Source organism: Rhodococcus sp. IEGM 1306 (assembly GCF_036541985.1).
Taxonomy (GTDB): Bacteria; Actinomycetota; Actinomycetes; order Mycobacteriales; family Mycobacteriaceae; genus Rhodococcus_F; species Rhodococcus_F qingshengii.
In genome coordinates, this window is the sequence record NZ_JAZHFF010000011.1 from 74957 (window position 1) to 93138 (window position 18182).

Here is an 18182-nt window from a genome sequence, read left to right on the forward strand (position 1 = left end):
TAGTTGCCCCGCCCACGTGCGGCAACAGCTCGAATCAGCAGGATCTCAACTGTTTCTGCAGAGTTGTCTGATCCATCCGCGGGTATCGGCCGGATCGATGACGTCGTCCAGTTCGAACGTGGTCGCCGCCATCAGCGCCTTGCCCTGTGCGTAGGCCAGTTCCACGAACTGACCGAACAGCGTTTCCCGAGCCACCGGATCTTCGACGGACTCGAGTTCCTTGCGGAAACCGAGACGCACAGCACCTTCCAGACCCATCGGCCCGATCTCGCCCGTCGGCCACGCGACTGTGAACTCGGGGGCGTGGAAGGAACCACCGGCCATTGCCATGGCGCCCAACCCGTAACCCTTGCGCAGGATGATCGTTCCGAACGGCACGGTGAGGCGAGCACCGGCAACGAAGAACCTGCCGAACCTTCGAACCGTCGCCTCCTCCTCCGAATCCGGGCCCACCATGAATCCCGGTGTGTCGCACAGCGTCACCAGAGGGATGCGGTGCGCTTCGAGCAGTTCCAGGAAATCCGAAGCCTTGTCCGAGGCTTCCGCGTCGATCGCGCCGCCGAGATGCTCGCTGCTGTTCGCCAGCACACCGTACGGAACTCCTTCGACACGAACGAGTGCGGTTACTACACCGCGTCCGTAGTCTCGACGCAGTTCCAGGACGCTGTCGACGTCCGCGATTGCGTCGATCGCTCCACGAACGTCGTACGAGCGCAGGCGATTCTCCGGCACCACATGCCGCGAGAGCCGCGGATCCGGAGCGGTCCACTCTCCGCTCGCACCCTGGAAGTAGCCGAGGTACTGCTTGGCCAGCGCCACCGCATGAGCGTCGTCGTCAGCGACCAGGTGTACGACGCCGTTGCGGCGCTGCACGTCGATGGGGCCGATGTCCTCGGGGCGAAAGTTTCCGAGCCCGCCGCCCTCGACCATGGCAGGACCACCCATCCCGATGTTGGCGTCCGGTGTCGCGATCAGGACGTCGCACGCGCCGGCCAGGGCCGCGTTGCCTGCGAAACAGCGCCCGGACACGACGGCGACCATGGGCACCCGCCCGCTCAGCGCCGCCATGGCGCGGAAGGTTCCCAGCTCGAGGCCCGCCCCGGCGCCGGCGTCGGTGTCACCGGGGCGACCGCCGCCACCTTCCGCGAACAGCACCACCGGAACTCGCTTGCGATCGGCGATCTCGAGCAGGCGGTCGGTCTTGGCGTGATTGCGCATGCCCTGGGTACCGGCGAGCACCGAGTAGTCGTACGAGATCACGACGCTCTCGCCGCCGCTGATGGTCGCCACTCCGCCGATCAACCCGTCGGCAGGAGTGTTGGCGATCAGGTCTTCCTCGCTTCGCCGACTCCGCTGCGCCGCCAGCGCGAGAGCGCCGTACTCGACCAGGCTGTCGTCGTCGACCAGGTCGTAGACGTTCTCGCGAGCAGTCCGGCGTCCCAGCTTGTGACGCTTCGCCACGGCTGCGGGCCGGGCCGGGTCCAGGGTCACCTCGTGGCGAGCGATGATCTCCGCGAGATCGGGACGCACGTCGTCGAGGTCCACCTCGTCGACCTCGGCGAGCTTCGATCCCGCGCTTGCACTACGGACGACGAGCAACGGTTCGCCCGCACCCACCGACCTCCCCGGTGACGACAGGACCCGGACCACTTCGAGATCACCGGGCGCCGAGAGAACATGCTGCATCTTCATCGCCTCGAGGACGGCAACCTGGCCACCCGCATGGACTCCGTCACCGACTGCCGCGAGTTCGACGACGATGCCCGCCATCTGTGCACGGACCACATCCTCGTCCGGTGCCACGTCCACAGACGAGGAGGGCGTTTGTGGGCCAACGTCGGGGACGAGGTCCGCCAATCGAGAACCCAACCAGTCGACGTCGACCAGGCCGTCGCGGAAGTCCTTGTCCGACAGTATTGCCTGCAGGAACTCGATGTTGGTCGCTACGCCGTCGATGGCGAACTCACTCAAAGCGGCAATCGACTTGCGCACCGCGGCAGGGAAATCCGATCGACGCGTGTGGGTGATCACCTTTGCCAAGAGCGAATCGTAACGCGCACTCGGCGAGAGTCCGACCGTACCGAAGGTGTCCACTCGCACGCCGGGCCCGCCCGGAGGAGTGAAGTTGTCGAGCGTGCCCGACGAGGGCAACGCATTGCCGTCCGGCGTCATGGTTTCCATGTTGACGCGGGTCTGGATCGCGATTCCCGAAGCGTTTGCCACGGATCCGACTGTCTCCAAGCCCTTCTCGACAGCGATGATCCCTGTTGGCAGGTCCAGGTTCTCGAACGGAACTCCGTCCGCGATCGCGAGCTGCACGGCGACGAGGTCGACTCCGGTGACCTCCTCGGTCACCGTGTGCTCCACCTGAATTCGGGGATTGACCTCGAGGAAGACGAAGCCGCGTTCCTCGACGAGGAACTCGACCGTCGCGATGCCGCGGTAGCCGACCTCGGCGCACAGCCTCGCCGCCGCAGCGTGAAGACGCTCGCGCAGGGCCCCCGACAGCCCCTGCGCGGGCGCAACCTCGATCAACTTCTGATGGCGACGTTGGACGCTGCAATCGCGGTCACCCAGAGCGAGCGCGTGGGTTCCACCTTGCCCCGGTGCCGCCACGATCTGCACTTCGATGTGCCGAGCGTGCTCACTGAGTACCTCGGCGAACAGTGCCGAACTGCCGAATCCCGACTGGGCTTCGGCCGCACACACACGGTACGCGTCGTCGAGTGCTTTCGGGTCACGCACCGCGCGCATGCCGCGGCCACCGCCGCCGCTGAGCGCCTTGATCATGATGCCGCGGGAGTTGCGCTCGAAGAATTCACGCACCTCGTCGAGGTCGGCGTTCGCCGATGTCGACGGCAGGACCGGCACTCCTGAGTCGACCGCCGCGGTGCGGGCACTGGCCTTGTCGCCGAAAGTCCGGAGAACCTGGGCGTCCGGGCCGACGAAGACGATGCCCGCCTCTGTGCACGCCTGCGCGAATTCGGCATTCTCACTGAGGAATCCGTAGCCCGGGTGCACGTGCGTGGCGCCCGTTTCGGCCGCGATCTTCAGCAGTGCGCTCTGATCCAGGTACGCGGATGCGCCCGACGCTCCGAGCGGCACCGACTCCGTGGCCGCCGCGACGTGCGGACTGGACGCGTCGTCCTCGGCGTACACCGACACCGTCTCGATCCCGAGTTCACGGGCAGTTCGAATGATCCGCAGCGCAATTTCGCCGCGGTTCGCAATCAGCAGTCTCACTTGTCCCCCTGAGTGCGCTCGAACAGATCGCCCTTGCGCACCTTTCCTGTCGCTGTCATCGGAAGCGCCTCGAGCACTTCCACTTCGGGCACCTTGTACGTGGCCATGTTCTCCTTCGCCCACGAGACGATCTCGTCGGCCACAGTGTCGGAACCCTCGACCAGTTGGACAAACGCAAAAGCCACCTGCCCCTTGTCCGGGTCCGGTTTCGGCACCACCGCAGCCTTTTCGATCGCCGGGTGCAGCATGAGCAGCGCTTCCACCTCGGAGGGAAAGACACTCATGCCGTTGGTCTTGATCATTTCCTTGTTCCGCGCCAAATAGTGCAAACCGCCACGCTCACTGAACTTTCCGACGTCACCGGTCTGCAGCCAGCCGTCACGGATGGCGTCGGCGGTGGCCGCCTCGTTGCGGTAGTACGCGGAAAGGATGGACGGGCTGCGCACGATGATCTGCCCGTGCTCGCCGACGGGAACCGGCCTGCCGTCGTGATCGACGATCAGAACGTCGGTGCCGGGCACCGGAATTCCGCAGAACACCGGCTCGCTTTTCAGGTCGTAGTCGCCGTCCTGGAAGCCGAGGGTGATCGTGTCCGCGGTGTGGGTTTCGGTCATGCCGTAGCTCGCTTCGCGCAGAACGCCGCCGGTAGCCTCGCGCCACCGCTGGCGCGTGGCCGGATCGAGTTTGAGAACGAACGAAACTGCCATGACGTTCTGGAGTGTCGAGAGATTTCGCTCCGCGAATCCTGGCGTGTCCATCAGTTCGACGTAATTGTCGACAGTTCCGACCAGCGAGGTCACGCCGTAAGCCTCGACAGCGTCGAGCGTGGTCTCCGCATCCCAACGATTCAGCAGGACCACGGTTCCGCCGTTGACGAGCGGAACCAGGATGCCGAAGTCCTCACCTGCGATCCAGAAGATCGGCAGAAACACCAGGGACACCGGCGGATTGGCACCCACCTGGTCACCGCCCGCAAGCGTCGCGGTGGCCGCGGTGTAAACCATGTGGCGCTGAGTGTGCTCACAGCCCTTGGGCATTCCCGTCGTTCCGCCCGTGTAGTTCAGGGCGGCGAGGGAATCGAGTTCGGTGGCGACAGGAGTCGCCCGCTCACTGGTGATGATCGACTGCCAGTCGCTCAGGCGCGGATCGTCGACCTCGAAGGGCAGTTCGACGGTCGGGATCGCCGTCAGCATGTCCGACACTGCAGTCTTCGCGACGTGTTCGAGTGGAGTCTGTGAGCGAACCTTCTTCACCAACTTCGAGAAGGTGTTCTGCGTCAGTAGGACCTTGACGCCGGCATCGTTGAGTTCGTGAATCAATTCATGTTCACGGAAGAGTGGATTGATCGGCACGTGAACCGCACCGACCTTGAGAATGCCGAGCATCGCGATATGGAACTGAGGGCAATTGACCAGGTGAACGCCGACGCGATCGCCGCGTTCGACTCCGAGTGACAGCAGCCATCCGGCAAAACGATCCGAAAGCTCGTCGTATTCGGAATACGTGATGACCCGGCCGTAGAAGACGATGGCAGGAGTATCCGGCCGCTCGATCGCCCAATGCCGCAAGTAATCGACAAGTCCCCCACCTTCGAGCGGATACTCGACGGCGCGGGGAATGCCGGCGGGCCAATGCGCTTGTTGCAGCGCAGAGATCTCCGCCAGAGCCGCTTCGAGCACGTCTTGTTCTGCCACCGATCACTCCATTCGTAAAAGAAATCTATTTCGACTCTTCGAACCCGATCAACCGCTCGGACATCGTCGTCATATCTGCAATGAACTGGTTCTGCTCTTCGACACTCGCCTTACTCAGTCGTGCTCCACCGGCCATCTGTGCGTCCGAGATCATCTGAACGAGCACCGGGGGCGAAACACAGGGATCTACGTCGTGAACCTGTCGAATCCGTTCGACAAAGCGGACGTAGCGGCTCACGAGCTTTTCGCGAACCGCCGACCAACTGCGCTCGACCTCGGAATCCACCCGCGCCCGATGCTCGATCACCGCGAGCAGGTCACCGTAGGTGTACACGGCCGTGATGAACGCCGACGTGGTCGTTCGGAGAACTTCGCGTAGATCCTCGGCCGCCGGGCCCTCCATGTGCTGAGCGTCGAGGAAGCGTCGGCACATCATTTCGGCGACGGCGCGGAAGACCTCGTCCTTCGACGAGAAGTACGCGTAGAAGGTCGCCCGGGACACATCAGCCCTGGTCGTGATCGTCTCGACCGTCACGGCGTCGTATCCGAGTTCGCCGAAGCAGAGGGCAGCGGTGTCGAGCAGTCCGGCACGGCGTGGACCGTCGCCGAGTTTGCGGGCTGTCCGCGCTCGCTCCTGCGTTTCACTGGTGGTCACCGTCACAGTGTGTGTTGACGTTGACGTCAATGTCAAGAATCGCGAGCCCGGCGCCCCACTTCGGCTTTTTGTTCGGGTCACCCTTTCACACCCCGCATATCGGGTGTAAGACTCTGCCTCTAATGTTTTTCGCCTTTCCCAGAAGGAGTCAATTCCGTGCCGGAAGAATCCGCCTCGCCCTCCTATTCCACAATCAAGGAAACAGTTGCAGCTTTGATGCCGGCACTGGAGTCGGAACTCGTCGAACTTGTTCGTATTCCGTCGATAGCAACAGAAGGTTTCCCCAGCGAGCCCCTGTTCGAGGCTCACGACCTGATCGTTTCTCTATTGGAGAAGTCCGGAGTCACGAAGATAGAGAAACTCGAAATAACAGGTAAAACTGCGCCGGTCATCATTGCAACAGTTCCCGGTCCAGAGGGAGCCCCGACCGTATTGATGTATTCGCATTACGACGTCGTTCCCGCCGACGACGTCGAACTCTGGGATTCACCGCCTTTCGAACCGAGCAAGCGTGACGGCGCGATTTACGGCCGCGGTACGGCAGATTCGAAGGCAAACGTCATCGGCATGATCGGCGCGCTTCGCGTCTTCGACGGAAAGCCGCCGGTGACGGTCAAGCTCGTCATCGAAGGCCAGGAAGAATTCGGCAGCCCCTTCGACAACTATCCGCCGGAAGCCCCCGAATTGTTTGCGGCCGACGCAATGGTCATCGCCGACGTCGGGAGCGTTCGGCCCGGATCACCGACCCTGACCGTCGCACTGCGCGGATCGGCCCAGGTGATCGTCGAACTCACCACTCTCGGAGCCGACAAGCACAACGGCCTCTACGGCGGCGCCGCACCGGACGCCCGCCTCGCGCTCATCCGCGCACTGGCGTCGCTGCACGACGACAACGGTGACGTGGCGATCGACGGCCTCCTGCGCGAACCGTGGACCGGCAGTTCATACACCGAGGACGAGTTCCGCACCCTCGCCGAGATCCAAGACGGGCTTCCGCTGCTCGGAACCGGCGGCATCGGCGAACGCATCTGGTCGGGCCCGGCCATCACCGTGACGGGAATCGACGCTCCCCCTGTGGACGGTGCGGTCAACGCCGTCGCAAGCACTGCCCGCGCCGTGATCAATCTGCGCGTACACCCGCGCCAACCTGCCATCGAGGCGCAGGCTGCTCTGGTCCGGCACCTGGAAGCCCTGCGCCCCTTCGGTTTACAACTGACTGTCACCGCGGGAGAAACCGGCGACGGGTTTGCGGCAGCCGAAGGTGGACCGGCCTTCGACGCGGCATTGTCTGCATTATCGCAGTCGTGGGGTGAGCCGGCCGGGCTGATGGCAGGCGGCGGCTCGATCCCCCTCGTGATGGCCTTGGATACAGCAGTGCCCACCGCCGAGAAGCTGTTGTTCGGCGCCACCGACGGTTACGCGAACATCCACGGCCCCAACGAACGCGTCCTGCTCGACGAGCTCGAGAAGGCCGTCGTCGCCAAAGCACTGTTCTTCCAGGAGTACGCACACACCTTCGAGGGGAAGAAATGAGCACCGAGACCGATACGGGATCCGCGCAAACGCCCGCCAAGAAGAAGTTCGAGTTTCCCGGTGCGGTCACGATGCTCGCGATCGTCACCATTCTGGTCTGGGTTGCGGCACTGTTCATTCCGGCCGGACGCTTCGGCGTCGACGTGGACGGCTCACCCGTTCCCGGCAGCTTCGAGACCGTCACGTCTCCGCTCTCGTTCTGGGAACGAATCCAGCAACTGATCCTCTCCCCCGTGAACGGCCTGTACGGCGTACAGGATTCGATCACCGGGTTCGTCGACACCGACAACATCGGACGGCTCTTCGGTTCGGTCGGCGTAGTCCTCTTCATCATGGCGCTCGGTGCGTTCATCTCGGTCAGCTTTGCCACCCGCAGCCTGGAAACCGCTGTCTCCCAGCTGGCTACCAAGCTCAGCGACAAGGGCTGGTTGCTCATCACCGTCATCATGGTGCTGTTCTCGCTGCTCGGTTCGACAATGGGCTTCTCGGTCGAGACGTTCGGCTTCTACGCCCTGCTCATCCCGCTGATGACGGCACTGGGCTACGACCGCATGGTCGCGGCCACCATGATCATCCTCGGCGCTCTGGTCGGAAACATGGCGTCGACCGTCAATCCGTTCTCGATCGGCGTCGCCTCCGGTGAGGCAGGCGTCTCCATCGGTGACGGCATCGTACTGCGCGTGATCCTGTGGATCGTATTGACCGCTGTGGCAGTGGCATTCGTTCTCCGCTACGCCGCAAAGGTGAAGAAGGATCCGTCCAAGTCGCTTGTCGGTTTCGACATCGCGGACGACGAAGACGAAGAGCCGGCCGAGCCGGTGGACATCGACGGCAAGCTCACCGGAACTCAGAAGCTGGTACTGCTCATCACCGGACTCACCTTCGGACTGATGATCTTCTCCGTCATCCCGTGGTCGAGCATCTTCGGCGCCACCACCGGTCCGGCCGAGTACGACGCGTATCACGTCACGGCAACCGAGCCCTACTGGTTCGAGTTGAACTGGTGGTTCCCGCAATTGGCGATGCTGTTCATCCTCGCCGCCGTTCTCGTCGGCATAGTCGCGAAGATGGGTGAGAAGAAAATCGTCTCCCTGATCACGCGTGGAGCCGGCGACATGGTCGGACCGGCGATCGTCATCCTGCTCGCTCGCGGCGTCTCGGTGATCATGACCAACACCGAAACCCTCGACACCATCCTCAACGCGATGGAGCAATTGGTCAGCGGCGCTTCGGCGGGGGTCTTCGCGATCCTGGTGATGCTCGTCAACATCCCGCTGGCGTTCCTGATCCCGTCCAGTTCCGGTCACGCCACCCTGGCGATGCCGCTGCTCGCACCGCTGGGCGACTTTGCCGGAGTCAGCCGAGCACTCGTCATCACCGCCTTCCAGATGGGCCACGGCCTGATGCTGATGGTTGCCCCGACCAACGTCGTCGTTGTCGGCGGGTTGGCCATGGCGAAGGTCGGCTACGACAAGTTCCTGCGCTTCGTCTGGCCACTGCTACTGATCAACTTCGTGATCGTTGTCGTGGTGATCGGCGCAGCAGCGGTATTCGAGTAGTTCAGGCGTGGTGGGCCTCGCGTGCCGCCGTCTCCAGACGGTCGGTGTACTCGGCCCACCACGCCTCATCACCGGGAGCCAGATTGTTGTCGCCCGGCTTCATCCCAGCGGCGCCGTCGATCAGCTCCCGCACGATGTCCGCGTGGCCGGCGTGCCGATGGATCTCGGTGACAACGTGAACGAGTATCCGGTGCAATGTGACGTCGCGACGATCCTCCGGCCAGTGCTTCACGAAGCCGGGGGCGTCCAGATCGTGCTCCTCGATCGTGGCGTCGGCGAAAGCCCAGGTGCGGCGATAGGTTTCGACGATGTCGGCAGTGGACTCGTCGGCGCGGGCCCACATGTCGACGTTGAGTTCCTCCGAACGCAACCACGCGGGGAGATCGGGAACCCGACGGCCGAACGTAGGACCGAAATACCCGAGCTCGACGCCGATCATGTGTTTGACCAGACCCAACAAGTTGGTCCCTGTCCGGGTCATCGGGCGCCGAATGTCATACTCCGACAGCCCGTCGAGCTTCCAGACGAGCGCATCACGTGCTGCCTGCAGGTACCGCTGGAGATCTTCCTTTTCCGAGTTGGTGGTCATGAAACCAACCTAAACCGAGTGGAGCAGACATTGACAGCGGTCGAGGATCTGACCGAGGTTGCCTCCCGGGCCGTCGCCGCCGAGCGTGACGCCCGGTCGGTGCGCTGGCACAACCCGGCAGCCGTCCGCAAGGCTGCCGCGGCCGTCCGTGATTCGCTCGACGACGAACGATCAGCGCTGAGCCGACCGTCGTACAGCGGGTTGTCACCGTCGCCGCACATGGCGCGCCAACTCGAACTGATCACGACGTTGCAGCCGCCACTGCCCGCCGACGCCGGCATCGGCACCGCCGCGCAGGCCGAGGCCGACGCCGTCGCCGCGGTGACCACCGCACGGATAGCCTTGCGCGCCGCCCACCTTGCGGTTCTCGAAGCACGCGTCGCCGCGCTCGATGCCGGTGACACCGATACCGTCGCCGCCGCGATCCGCGGTTACGTCCCGCTGAACTCGGGCAACCCCGTCGTCCGGCACGTGCAGGATCTCGGCTCCCGGATCCGTGAGGAAGCACGGCACGTGGTGAGTGGTAAGCCTCGGTCGATCGCGTTTCGGCTGGGGCTGAGCCTCGGAATGGGCTTGGCGTACCTGGCATTCATTCGCCTCTTCCAGTGGGACGCCAAGGAAGATCGACTGCCTTATCTTGCGCTGTACGCACTCTCGGGTGTGGTCGGAAGCGTCGTGTGCACCAATGCGCTCAGCTTCGACGCCGGCCGCGTCCGTGCTGCGTTGTCCGGTGGAACCAGGCTCTGGCACGTACTGGTCGCGAAGAACGCGGTGATGCTGCTTCTCGTCGGCAGCGCCGGGTTCCTGCTCAGCGCCGTCCTCGCGTGGCGCTCCGGAAGCAGTGCCGAACTGGTGAAGGCGTGCGGCCAGGTGCTGACCATGATCCTGCTCTGGTTGGGGGTCGCGAACGTGATGTCGGTGAGCTTGCCGCTGCGGGCAGAACCGATGACGGCGCGGCGCCACGACGGCACGTGGAAGCAGTTCCTGCTGTCCTTCGTCATCTCGTACGGTGTCGGACTGATCGTCAATCTGATGCTCTACTGGCGCGTCTGGGCAAAGACGACGCTGCTCGAGCAGATGGGCGGTCCGTGGATTCCGGTCCTGCTGCTCCTCGCGAGCGCGGCCGCGACGTGGCTGTTGCTGACCGTGCTGGCCGTACTCCTGGCCGAGCAACCGCGCTTCCGTCGCGCCTTGCACCGGGAGATGGTGGTCTACCGCGAAGAAACCAACCACTTGCAGGCGACCATTCAGCACAATTCCGGCTAATGTAGCCGTGCGTGGCTGATCCGGGCACGTCGCGAGTACACGCAGTGTCGAGGAAGGCGTGACCCATCATGTCCGTAAAGCCTGGCGCGGCCGCCACAACGGCCGCCGTGAGCACCGCCTCCTGGCTACCACTCATCGTGGTGGTCCTCACCCAGATTCAGGCGTCGTTCGCCGTCAACGCCCTGACCGTCTCGATGGCCGGCATCACCACCGATCTCGACACGCCCGCAACAAGTGTCGGCACCGCGATCACCGCGGGCACCTTCGCCATGGCTGCCTTCATTCTGTTGGGGGCCAAGATCGGCGCCCGTTACGGAACGCGTCTGGTCTTCCAGATTGCCGTCGCGATTCACGGCCTCGCAATGGCCGCGGTCGCCCTGAGTCAGAGCCCGGCAATGCTGTTCGTGGCGCAAGCTGCATCCGGCGCCGTGATCGCCCTCATCGCTCCCGCGTTGACGGTCTTCATCGCCACGAACTTCAGTGGCGATCAGCAGGCAAAGGCCATCGGTTACCTGGCAGCAGCAATCCCGGCGGCCGGTGTGCTGGCGCTGCTCATCGCCGGTTCCTTCGCGACGACGATCGGGTGGCGATACTCGTTCGCCCTCGTCGTGGCTCTCGCGGTGGTCAACCTGATCCTGAGCTTCCGGGTCAAACCTGTTCCCCCGCAGAAGGACATCACCATCGACTGGGCCGGCGCCGCCATTGCTGCCGTTGCCGTCATCCTGCTCAGCTTCGGTTTCAGCGGCCTGAACTCGTGGGGCGTCATCCTGGCCACCGACGCTGCGCCGTTCTCGGTCATCGGTGTTTCACCCGCGGCCATCCTGATCGTCCTCGGCACCATCTGCGCGCAGGGATTCTTCCAGTGGACGCGAAGCCGCAAGGCGCAGAACAAGCCTCAGCTCTTCAACCTCGACGTCCTCAAGACCGGCGCCGAGCGCGCCACCACGATCTGCATGGCGACGATGATGTTCGTGGGAACCGCGGCCAACTTCCTCATTCCGCTGTACATGCAGATCATCCAGGGCCGCAGCAGCTTGCAGACGTCGTTCTCGATCATCCCGTACACACTTTCGATCTTCATCGCGAGCACCGTCGTCGCGCGTCTGTACAAGACGTACTCCCCGCGTCTGATCGCACGAGCCGGGTTCGTCGTCGTTGCCGCTGGACTCATCTTGTTGGCCTTCACCATTCGTGGCGACTGGCATCAGATCTTTGTCGTCATCGGACTGATCACCCTCGGCCTCGGGCAGGGCGCCATCGTTGCGCTGGTCTTCAACACCCTCCTCACCGCAGCCCCCAAGGAACTGGCCGGCGACGTCGGTGCCTGGCGAGGACTGGTACACAACATGTCCGGCAGCGTCGGCATCGCGGTGGCCAGCGTCTTCGCCGTCGGAATCCTCGGTTCCCTCGTCAGCTCGCAGCTGATCGACAACCCCACCATCCCGGCATCACTCAAGGTCGAGTCCGGGATCAATCTCGACCAGGTCAACTTCGTCCCCAACGATCAACTCGTCGTGACGCTCGAAAACACCTCGGCGACACAAGCACAGATCGACGAAGCCATCCGGATCAACACCGAAGCGCGCTTGCGCGCCCTGCGAACCTCGCTACTCGTCCTCGCCGGACTCTCCCTGCTCGCCATCATTCCGGCCGGCCGCATGCCCGACGAAGTACCTGCTCTGGAAGAACCGCAACCCACGAAGGGCAAGAAGTAACCGATGTCCAACCAAGACCAATTCGGTCCGATCGAATACGTAGCCGTCGAGTTTCCCGGCGGTGCACCGACCTCCGCAGGATTCGAGCAGCTGCTCACTCTCGTCGACTCCGGCGTGATCCGCATCCTCGACCTCGAGTTCGTCACCAAAGCCGCCGATGGATCAGTGGCCGTCGTACCGGCATCGACCTTCGAACTCGCAGATTTCGATCTGGCGCAGTTCGACGGCGCAGCCTCCGGACTGCTCGACGCCGGCGACATCGCCGCCGTTGGTGACGAGTTGGCCACCGGTAGTGTTGCCGCCGTGCTCGTTTACGAGGAACTGGCCATACTGCCGGTGATCGACGCGTGGACACGCAGCGGCGCAAAGATTGTCACCGAAGGTCACCTGAGCTTGGACGAACTTGCCACCGCACTCGACAACACCGCACCAGGCAATACGGAGAAGGACGCATGAGTTTCTTGAGGCGAGCCGGCAGGGTAGCCGTCGCAAGCTCCATTCACGGCAATGTTCAGCGCCGTCAGCGGACCCGTTGGGCCGCCGAAGATCAGGCTCGCGCAGCGCAGGCCCAGCCGGTGCCCCCGATTCCCGATCTACCACCCCTGCCACCCCTGCCACCGCAGGCAGCTCCGGCAGCATCGATGGACTTGAAGCTCGAACAGCTCACCAAGCTGGGCGAACTCAAGAATGCGGGAGTATTGACCGAGGCCGAGTTCGAGACCCAGAAGGCGCGCATCCTCGCCTGACCTAGCTGCGCCTCCCCAGGGCAAAAGCCATGACGGGAAGCTGCGTCGTCGCGAGATTCAATAGAGATGCCACTCGCGCATCCGTGAATCCTGCGATGGCGCAGCCCACAAGTCCCATCGCCTCGGTCACGAGGTACAGATTCTGAACCAGCACACCGGCATCCACGTGCATCGTGCGGTAGTGCCGCATCGCGTACTTCTCGAGCGGCGCTTCCACGTCGGCGACCACAAACAAAAGAACCGGGAACACGTCGACGAACTCGGGTTGGAGCAGGCTCGCTCGAAGGTGCTCTCGCACGTCGCCTGGCCGGACAGCTTCGGCACGGCCTCGGGCATATCGGTATACCCCGGCTCCGAGCTCGTCTCCGGGTCGGCTGAGAACAAACGACAGCGTCAGTTCGCGCATCCCGCCCGCCGTCGGGCTGCTGACAAGGCTGTGGTGCAACACGTTTGACAGCTCGCCTGCTCGGAGTGCCGTCTGTGCGGGGTCGTAGCGGCTCCGTCGTGCCTGCAAGACGTCCGCGAACCCGCAGGCCGGCAGTGGCGTCGCGGCCGGCAGTTCCACGGATTCACACGTCACCGGCGGCAGTGCGTGCTCGTCGAACGGTAGCTCCGACGGACTCACCGTCCGGTCCAACGCTGCATGCAGCGATACGACGGCCTCGATTCGCTCGAGTGCGGTCACGAACCCGGGTGCAGCAGGCGAGACACCTCGCCGGCCCCGTCGATCGAGACCAACTCGCCGGCGAACCACGCCTCCGGAACGGCAAAGATCGCATTCGATGTCGCGGCGGGGGTTCCGGCAAATGCCGTCCGCGCAGCATCCAGGGTGGATTCCCGAGCCGACTCGGTGGAGTAGACGACGAGGATAGCCTTCGGCGACTTCGCGAGCACCGATTCCGTGGCTACCTGGCCGAAGTACTTTCCGTCGGGAAGGTCGTTCTCGAAAAGATTGCTTCCCCCGGAGGCCTCGAGCACACTGCTGTAGAGGCCCCTGGCCAGAGCATAGGACTGTCCCTCCGAAACCTGAACCATCACAGTGGGAACCGGCTCCTGCCCGGCGACAGATGCCTCGGTTGCTGCGAGGGACTTCTTGCCGTCGGCCAGGAGGGTTGCTGCCGCGTCACTTGTTCCGGTCAAGGCGCCGAGACCGTCGAGGTCGGACCAGACGTCGTCGATCCGCCCCTCGGTGACGGCCTTGTGGCAGTAGCCGCTGTTCACGAAGATCGGGATGCCGAGGTCACGCAATTCGTCCATGGTCTGCAACCGGTCACCGTCGAACCAGTATTCCCCGTCGGAGACGATCAGATCCGGACGGGCGTCGAGCAATGCTTCTTTCGCGGGAACTCCGGTGCTCAGTACCGGCACGGCCGCGAACTGATCAGCGAGTTCGGGGCTGGGAGGAGAGAGGTCGGTATTCGATTGTCCGACAATGCGGTCGGCGGCGCCGAGCTGAATGAGAAGTTCCGTCATCGACGGATACAGCGAGACAATCCGCTCCGCCGTCTTGGGCACCGTGACCTCGCGATCACAATTGGTGACGGTGATCTTCTCGGACGCCGACGCCGCCGAATCCGCCGTGGAGTTTCCGCATGCGGTCAGTACTGCAGTGGCGGTAACGGCCGAGCACAACAGCGCGGCAGTACGTATCGAGGATTTCAAGACACTGCTTCTTTCGTGTGTAGGAGCGGAGGGGCGAACGAGAGCAGGGGGCGCCCGGTCAACGGATGAGTGCCGAGATGCACCTGAACCCCGAATACTTCGGACAGCAGGTCCTCGGTGAGGACCTCGGCCGTTGGTCCTGTCGCGACAACTACCCCGCCGGAGAGCAGACAGACGTAGTCGCAATACGCTGCGGCCAAGGCGAGTTCATGGATCGCGACAATCGTCGTGGTACCGAGTTCGGCGACCAATTCCATCAATTCGAGTTGAGCACGGATGTCGAGGTGGTTGGTGGGCTCGTCCAGGACCAGCACCGACGGTTGTTGAGCGATTGCCCGGGCCAACATCACACGCTGTTTTTCTCCGCCGGACAGTTCGGCGAAGAGACGTGATCCAAAGCCCTGCATGCCGGTTCGCACCAGTGCGGCGCTGACGATGTCTCGGTCGATCTCGCCGAGTCGAGAGAACGCGCTGTGATGCGGCGTCCGACCCGTTGCAACCACCTCGCGGACGCTGAACGAGAAATCGGATGAATGCTCCTGCCCCACAACACCGATGATGCGTGCTGCCGATCGAGGCGAGAGATCGTCCCAAACATTCACCTCGTCCACCTTCACGATTCCGCTTCGCGGCTTCATCGAGCGATACAACGCGCGAAGGAGGGAGGACTTTCCACTGCCGTTCGGTCCGACGAGTCCGACCACGCTTCCCTCGGGCGCTTCGAGGTCTACACCCGAAACCACGAGGCGTCCGCCCCGAACGACGTGAATTCCGCTGGCCGACAATCTCATGACTGCGCACCGCCGTCCCGTCGAAGCAACCAGAGGAAGAACGGTGCACCCAATCCGGCGGTGATGATCCCGAGCGGTAATTCGTTGGGCGCATCCAACATCCGAGCCGCAAGATCGACAATCACCAGGAAGGTGGCACCAACCAACGCGGTCGCGGGGAGCAGCTTGCCGTGATCGGAACCGACCAGAAGTCGTACGGCGTGCGGCACGAGCAGCCCCACGAAACCGATTCCCCCGGCGACGGATACGACAACCGCGGTCAGCAACGACGCGATCACCAGTAGTAGCAACCTGGTACGGCGCACGTCCACGCCGACCGATTGCGCGCTCTCGTCTCCCATGGCCAACGCGTTGAGTTGGCGCGATTGTGTCAACAGAATTGCCGCACAGACGGTGATCACCGCGGCGGGCACACCGAGATCCGACCAACTGGCCCCGCTCACCGAGCCCAGCAACCAGAAGAGCACTCCCGAAAGCTGACTCGGATCGGCGCGCAACTGCACAAAACTTGTTGCAGCCGAGAGCAGATAGCCGATGGCAACTCCGGCCAGGACCATGCGCAGCGGGACGAGCATTCCCTCTCGCCGACCCAGTACGAGAACCGCGATCAGGGAGATCATGGCCCCCAGGAAGGCTGCCACCGGGACACCGATCGACAGGCCGGTGCCGATGCCGGTCGTCATGATCAGTACTGCACCGAAGGATGCTCCGGAACCCACGCCCAGAATGTACGGATCGGCAATCGGGTTGCGCACCAACGCTTGCAGCACGGCGCCGGCCAACGACAATCCGGCGCCCGCCAATGCCGCAATCAGAATGCGCGGTACCCGCAATCCCCACACGATCCGATCGAGCAGCGGGTCGACCGGCGGACCGCCGACGTGTGCGTACAACACCGCGAACACGTCGGCAAAGGACACCGACGCGGCACCCGACCACACCGCGACGGTGGAGACCGCGACAAGCACAACCGCCGTGGCCAACAGAAACGGGACGTACCCGCGCTCGCCGACGGGATGTGGACGCGACGGCACTCGTGGTGCTGCCTCGCTGGTCAGCGTCATCGCACTCCTGAGTCGGTGGGGTTCGCAGTCATGAACAGGTGGATCTAACCATAACGACAGTCGTTTTCATTAATAGTCACATGCTCATCTGTGCGGGTAAGGGTCGGTCCGCAGCGCGCTCGCCCACGCGAAGAGCGCCCCGACCAGCGCAAAGATGCACGCAACGAGGTAGGCGGTGCCGATGTCCCAGCGTCCTGCGATTGCCCCGGCAATCAAGGCGCCGACCGGCGAACCACCCCAGGCGACCATCCTCGCCGTGGTGTTCACGCGCCCCTGCAGACGATCCGGAGTCAGGCGCTGACGTGCACCGATGCCATTGAGGATGGTGACGGTCGCACAGCCGGAGTAGACGACGAGCGCCGTGATCGCGGCGCCGGTGTTGCCGGTTGTCGCAACGACGAACAGCACCACCGGGGCGATGGTCAGCGCCCCGACAGTGATCGCCCCGACCGGCCACTGCGCCGGTAGGCGTGGAAGCACGAGCGCCCCGACCACTCCACCCACGGAGACGGCCGTCCACACGGCGCCGATCATCGGACTCGACGTCGAAATCCCAAGCCTCTCGGATGCGTACACCACCAGGAGCGCCGTAACCGCACCCTGCGTCAGGGAATTGACGAAGCCGACGCCGGTCAAGGCTCGCAGAAGCGGCGACCGCCAGAGGAAGCTGAGGCCCTCGCGTATGTCACGCGCAATTCCGGTTCCCGACTTCTTCGGCGCCGCAGGAGTAATCGAAAACGAGGCTCCGATCGAGGCCATGGCCAGCCCGGCCAGTACGTAAGCCAGTGCATCAGCACCCAATGCGTAGGCCGGGCCGATCGAGGCCACAAGCACGCCGGCTATCGCCGGAAAGACAACATCGATCAGCGTGCTGGACGTCCACAGCGCGCTGTTGGCCGCCGGTATCCTCTGCCGACCGACCAGAGCAGGCAGTGCTCCGAAAGCAGCGGCGTCGAACCACACGAAACACGTTCCGATGCACATCGATACGCCGACGGCATGCCACGCCGTCAATACGCCGAGTGCCTGCGCTGCCGGAATACTCGCCAAAGCAAGTGCAGCTACGGCCTGCGCACACAGGATGACCGTCCGCCGGTTGACTCGGTCTGCCACGGCGCCGGCGAACAAGCCGAACACGAGATACGGCAGAACCGTCCCCGCAGCCGCGAGCGAGGTGAGAAACGGAGACCGGCTGATGTCGAACACCAGGATCGGCATGGCCACTCCGGTGACCGCCGCACCGGCTACGGCAATCGTACGAGCCGTGAAGAACAATCGAAACGATCTGTCCCGAAAGACATGTGGTTGCGCTTCGACGGATCCCGTCGTCGGGGTCTCGCTCATGTATGCACTCTCTTGTACCTGTTGCTCTCCGTGGCGATCTTTCGTACGGTGGCATCGTAATGGAAATGGTTTCCATTACGGAAGGGATGACAATGAGCAACATTTCGTTCGACAGCATCTCCAACTCGGCTCCGGCCAATGCACTCCAGGGCGTCGGCACCAACGCTCTCGTCGACAACCCGTTCACCTTCGAGCCGGTTGCCGAGGCAACGTCCGCACACGCCCTGCAGGGTGTGGGCACCAACGCCCTCGTCGACAACCCGTTCAGCTTCCAGAACTGAAACCTCCCCTGATCCAGACTGTTTCGACAGTCTGATCTGC

Annotated in this window: 16 protein-coding genes; 7 read left to right on the forward strand and 9 right to left on the reverse strand. The window is 63.6% G+C overall.

The window, feature by feature from the left end:
• Positions 1-45: 45 nt before the first annotated feature.
• From V3587_RS25575 to V3587_RS25585, 3 genes are read right to left on the reverse strand one after another with little or no spacing between them, the layout of a single operon-like run.
• Positions 46-3243, reverse strand: a complete 3198-nt coding sequence (locus V3587_RS25575; RefSeq protein ID WP_283377341.1) for a carboxyl transferase domain-containing protein — start codon at positions 3241-3243, stop codon at positions 46-48.
• A complete protein-coding gene (locus V3587_RS25580; protein WP_054188689.1) occupies positions 3240-4937 on the reverse strand; it encodes an AMP-binding protein in 1698 nt (565 codons plus the stop codon). Before V3587_RS25580 ends, V3587_RS25575 begins: the two co-directional genes overlap by 4 nt.
• A 25-nt stretch (positions 4938-4962) precedes the next feature.
• Complete coding sequence (locus tag V3587_RS25585) at positions 4963-5598, reverse strand: TetR/AcrR family transcriptional regulator (protein WP_019746323.1); 636 nt, start codon at positions 5596-5598, stop codon at positions 4963-4965.
• A 150-nt stretch (positions 5599-5748) separates the two neighbouring features.
• On the opposite strand from V3587_RS25585, the gene V3587_RS25590 reads away from it, so the two are divergent.
• Positions 5749-7125 (forward strand): M20/M25/M40 family metallo-hydrolase, encoded by a 1377-nt coding sequence (locus tag V3587_RS25590; RefSeq protein ID WP_030535870.1) that lies wholly within the window; start codon positions 5749-5751, stop codon positions 7123-7125.
• Positions 7122-8684 carry a YfcC family protein gene (locus V3587_RS25595; RefSeq protein ID WP_063315289.1) on the forward strand — a complete coding sequence of 521 codons (1563 nt, stop codon included), beginning with the start codon at positions 7122-7124 and terminating at the stop codon, positions 8682-8684. Before V3587_RS25590 ends, V3587_RS25595 begins: the two co-directional genes overlap by 4 nt.
• A gap of 1 nt (position 8685) precedes the next feature.
• Here V3587_RS25595 and V3587_RS25600 read toward each other — a convergent pair whose 3' ends face one another.
• Positions 8686-9273: a DinB family protein gene (locus tag V3587_RS25600; protein ID WP_047272725.1), complete on the reverse strand. Its 588-nt coding sequence runs from the start codon at positions 9271-9273 to the stop codon at positions 8686-8688.
• Positions 9274-9291: 18 nt separating this feature from the next.
• On the opposite strand from V3587_RS25600, the gene V3587_RS25605 reads away from it, so the two are divergent.
• From V3587_RS25605 to V3587_RS25620, 4 genes are all read left to right on the forward strand, one after another.
• Positions 9292-10539 carry a hypothetical protein gene (locus tag V3587_RS25605; RefSeq protein ID WP_047272724.1) on the forward strand — a complete coding sequence of 416 codons (1248 nt, stop codon included), beginning with the start codon at positions 9292-9294 and terminating at the stop codon, positions 10537-10539.
• Positions 10540-10607: 68 nt separating this feature from the next.
• Entirely contained in the window at positions 10608-12254 is a 1647-nt protein-coding gene (locus tag V3587_RS25610) for an MFS transporter (protein WP_050657053.1), read from the forward strand.
• 3 nt (positions 12255-12257) lie between these two features.
• The gene (locus V3587_RS25615) at positions 12258-12710 is read left to right on the forward strand and encodes a DUF6325 family protein (protein ID WP_007735911.1); all 453 of its coding nucleotides are present in this window, start codon (positions 12258-12260) and stop codon (positions 12708-12710) included.
• Positions 12707-13000, forward strand: coding sequence for an SHOCT domain-containing protein (locus tag V3587_RS25620; protein WP_283377342.1), 294 nt, complete (start codon positions 12707-12709; stop codon positions 12998-13000). Before V3587_RS25615 ends, V3587_RS25620 begins: the two co-directional genes overlap by 4 nt.
• Position 13001: 1 nt before the next feature.
• Here the strand turns inward: V3587_RS25620 and V3587_RS25625 are convergent, their stop codons facing one another.
• The 5 genes from V3587_RS25625 to V3587_RS25645 all read right to left on the reverse strand — a co-directional run bounded on the left by V3587_RS25625 (position 13002) and on the right by V3587_RS25645 (position 17861).
• Positions 13002-13685: a SagB family peptide dehydrogenase gene (locus V3587_RS25625; protein ID WP_283377343.1), complete on the reverse strand. Its 684-nt coding sequence runs from the start codon at positions 13683-13685 to the stop codon at positions 13002-13004.
• Positions 13682-14662, reverse strand: coding sequence for an ABC transporter substrate-binding protein (locus tag V3587_RS25630; RefSeq protein ID WP_042453272.1), 981 nt, complete (start codon positions 14660-14662; stop codon positions 13682-13684). Before V3587_RS25630 ends, V3587_RS25625 begins: the two co-directional genes overlap by 4 nt.
• A complete protein-coding gene (locus V3587_RS25635) occupies positions 14659-15453 on the reverse strand; it encodes an ABC transporter ATP-binding protein (RefSeq protein WP_042453274.1) in 795 nt (264 codons plus the stop codon). Before V3587_RS25635 ends, V3587_RS25630 begins: the two co-directional genes overlap by 4 nt.
• Positions 15450-16517, reverse strand: coding sequence for a FecCD family ABC transporter permease (locus tag V3587_RS25640; protein ID WP_042453275.1), 1068 nt, complete (start codon positions 16515-16517; stop codon positions 15450-15452). The genes V3587_RS25635 and V3587_RS25640 overlap by 4 nt, the downstream gene beginning before the upstream one ends.
• An 84-nt stretch (positions 16518-16601) precedes the next feature.
• Positions 16602-17861: an MFS transporter gene (locus V3587_RS25645; RefSeq protein ID WP_118604977.1), complete on the reverse strand. Its 1260-nt coding sequence runs from the start codon at positions 17859-17861 to the stop codon at positions 16602-16604.
• 92 nt (positions 17862-17953) lie between these two features.
• Between V3587_RS25645 and V3587_RS25650 the strand changes: the two genes are divergently transcribed.
• Entirely contained in the window at positions 17954-18142 is a 189-nt protein-coding gene (locus V3587_RS25650; protein WP_283377344.1) for a streptamidine-related RiPP repeat protein, read from the forward strand.
• Positions 18143-18182: the final 40 nt, after the last annotated feature.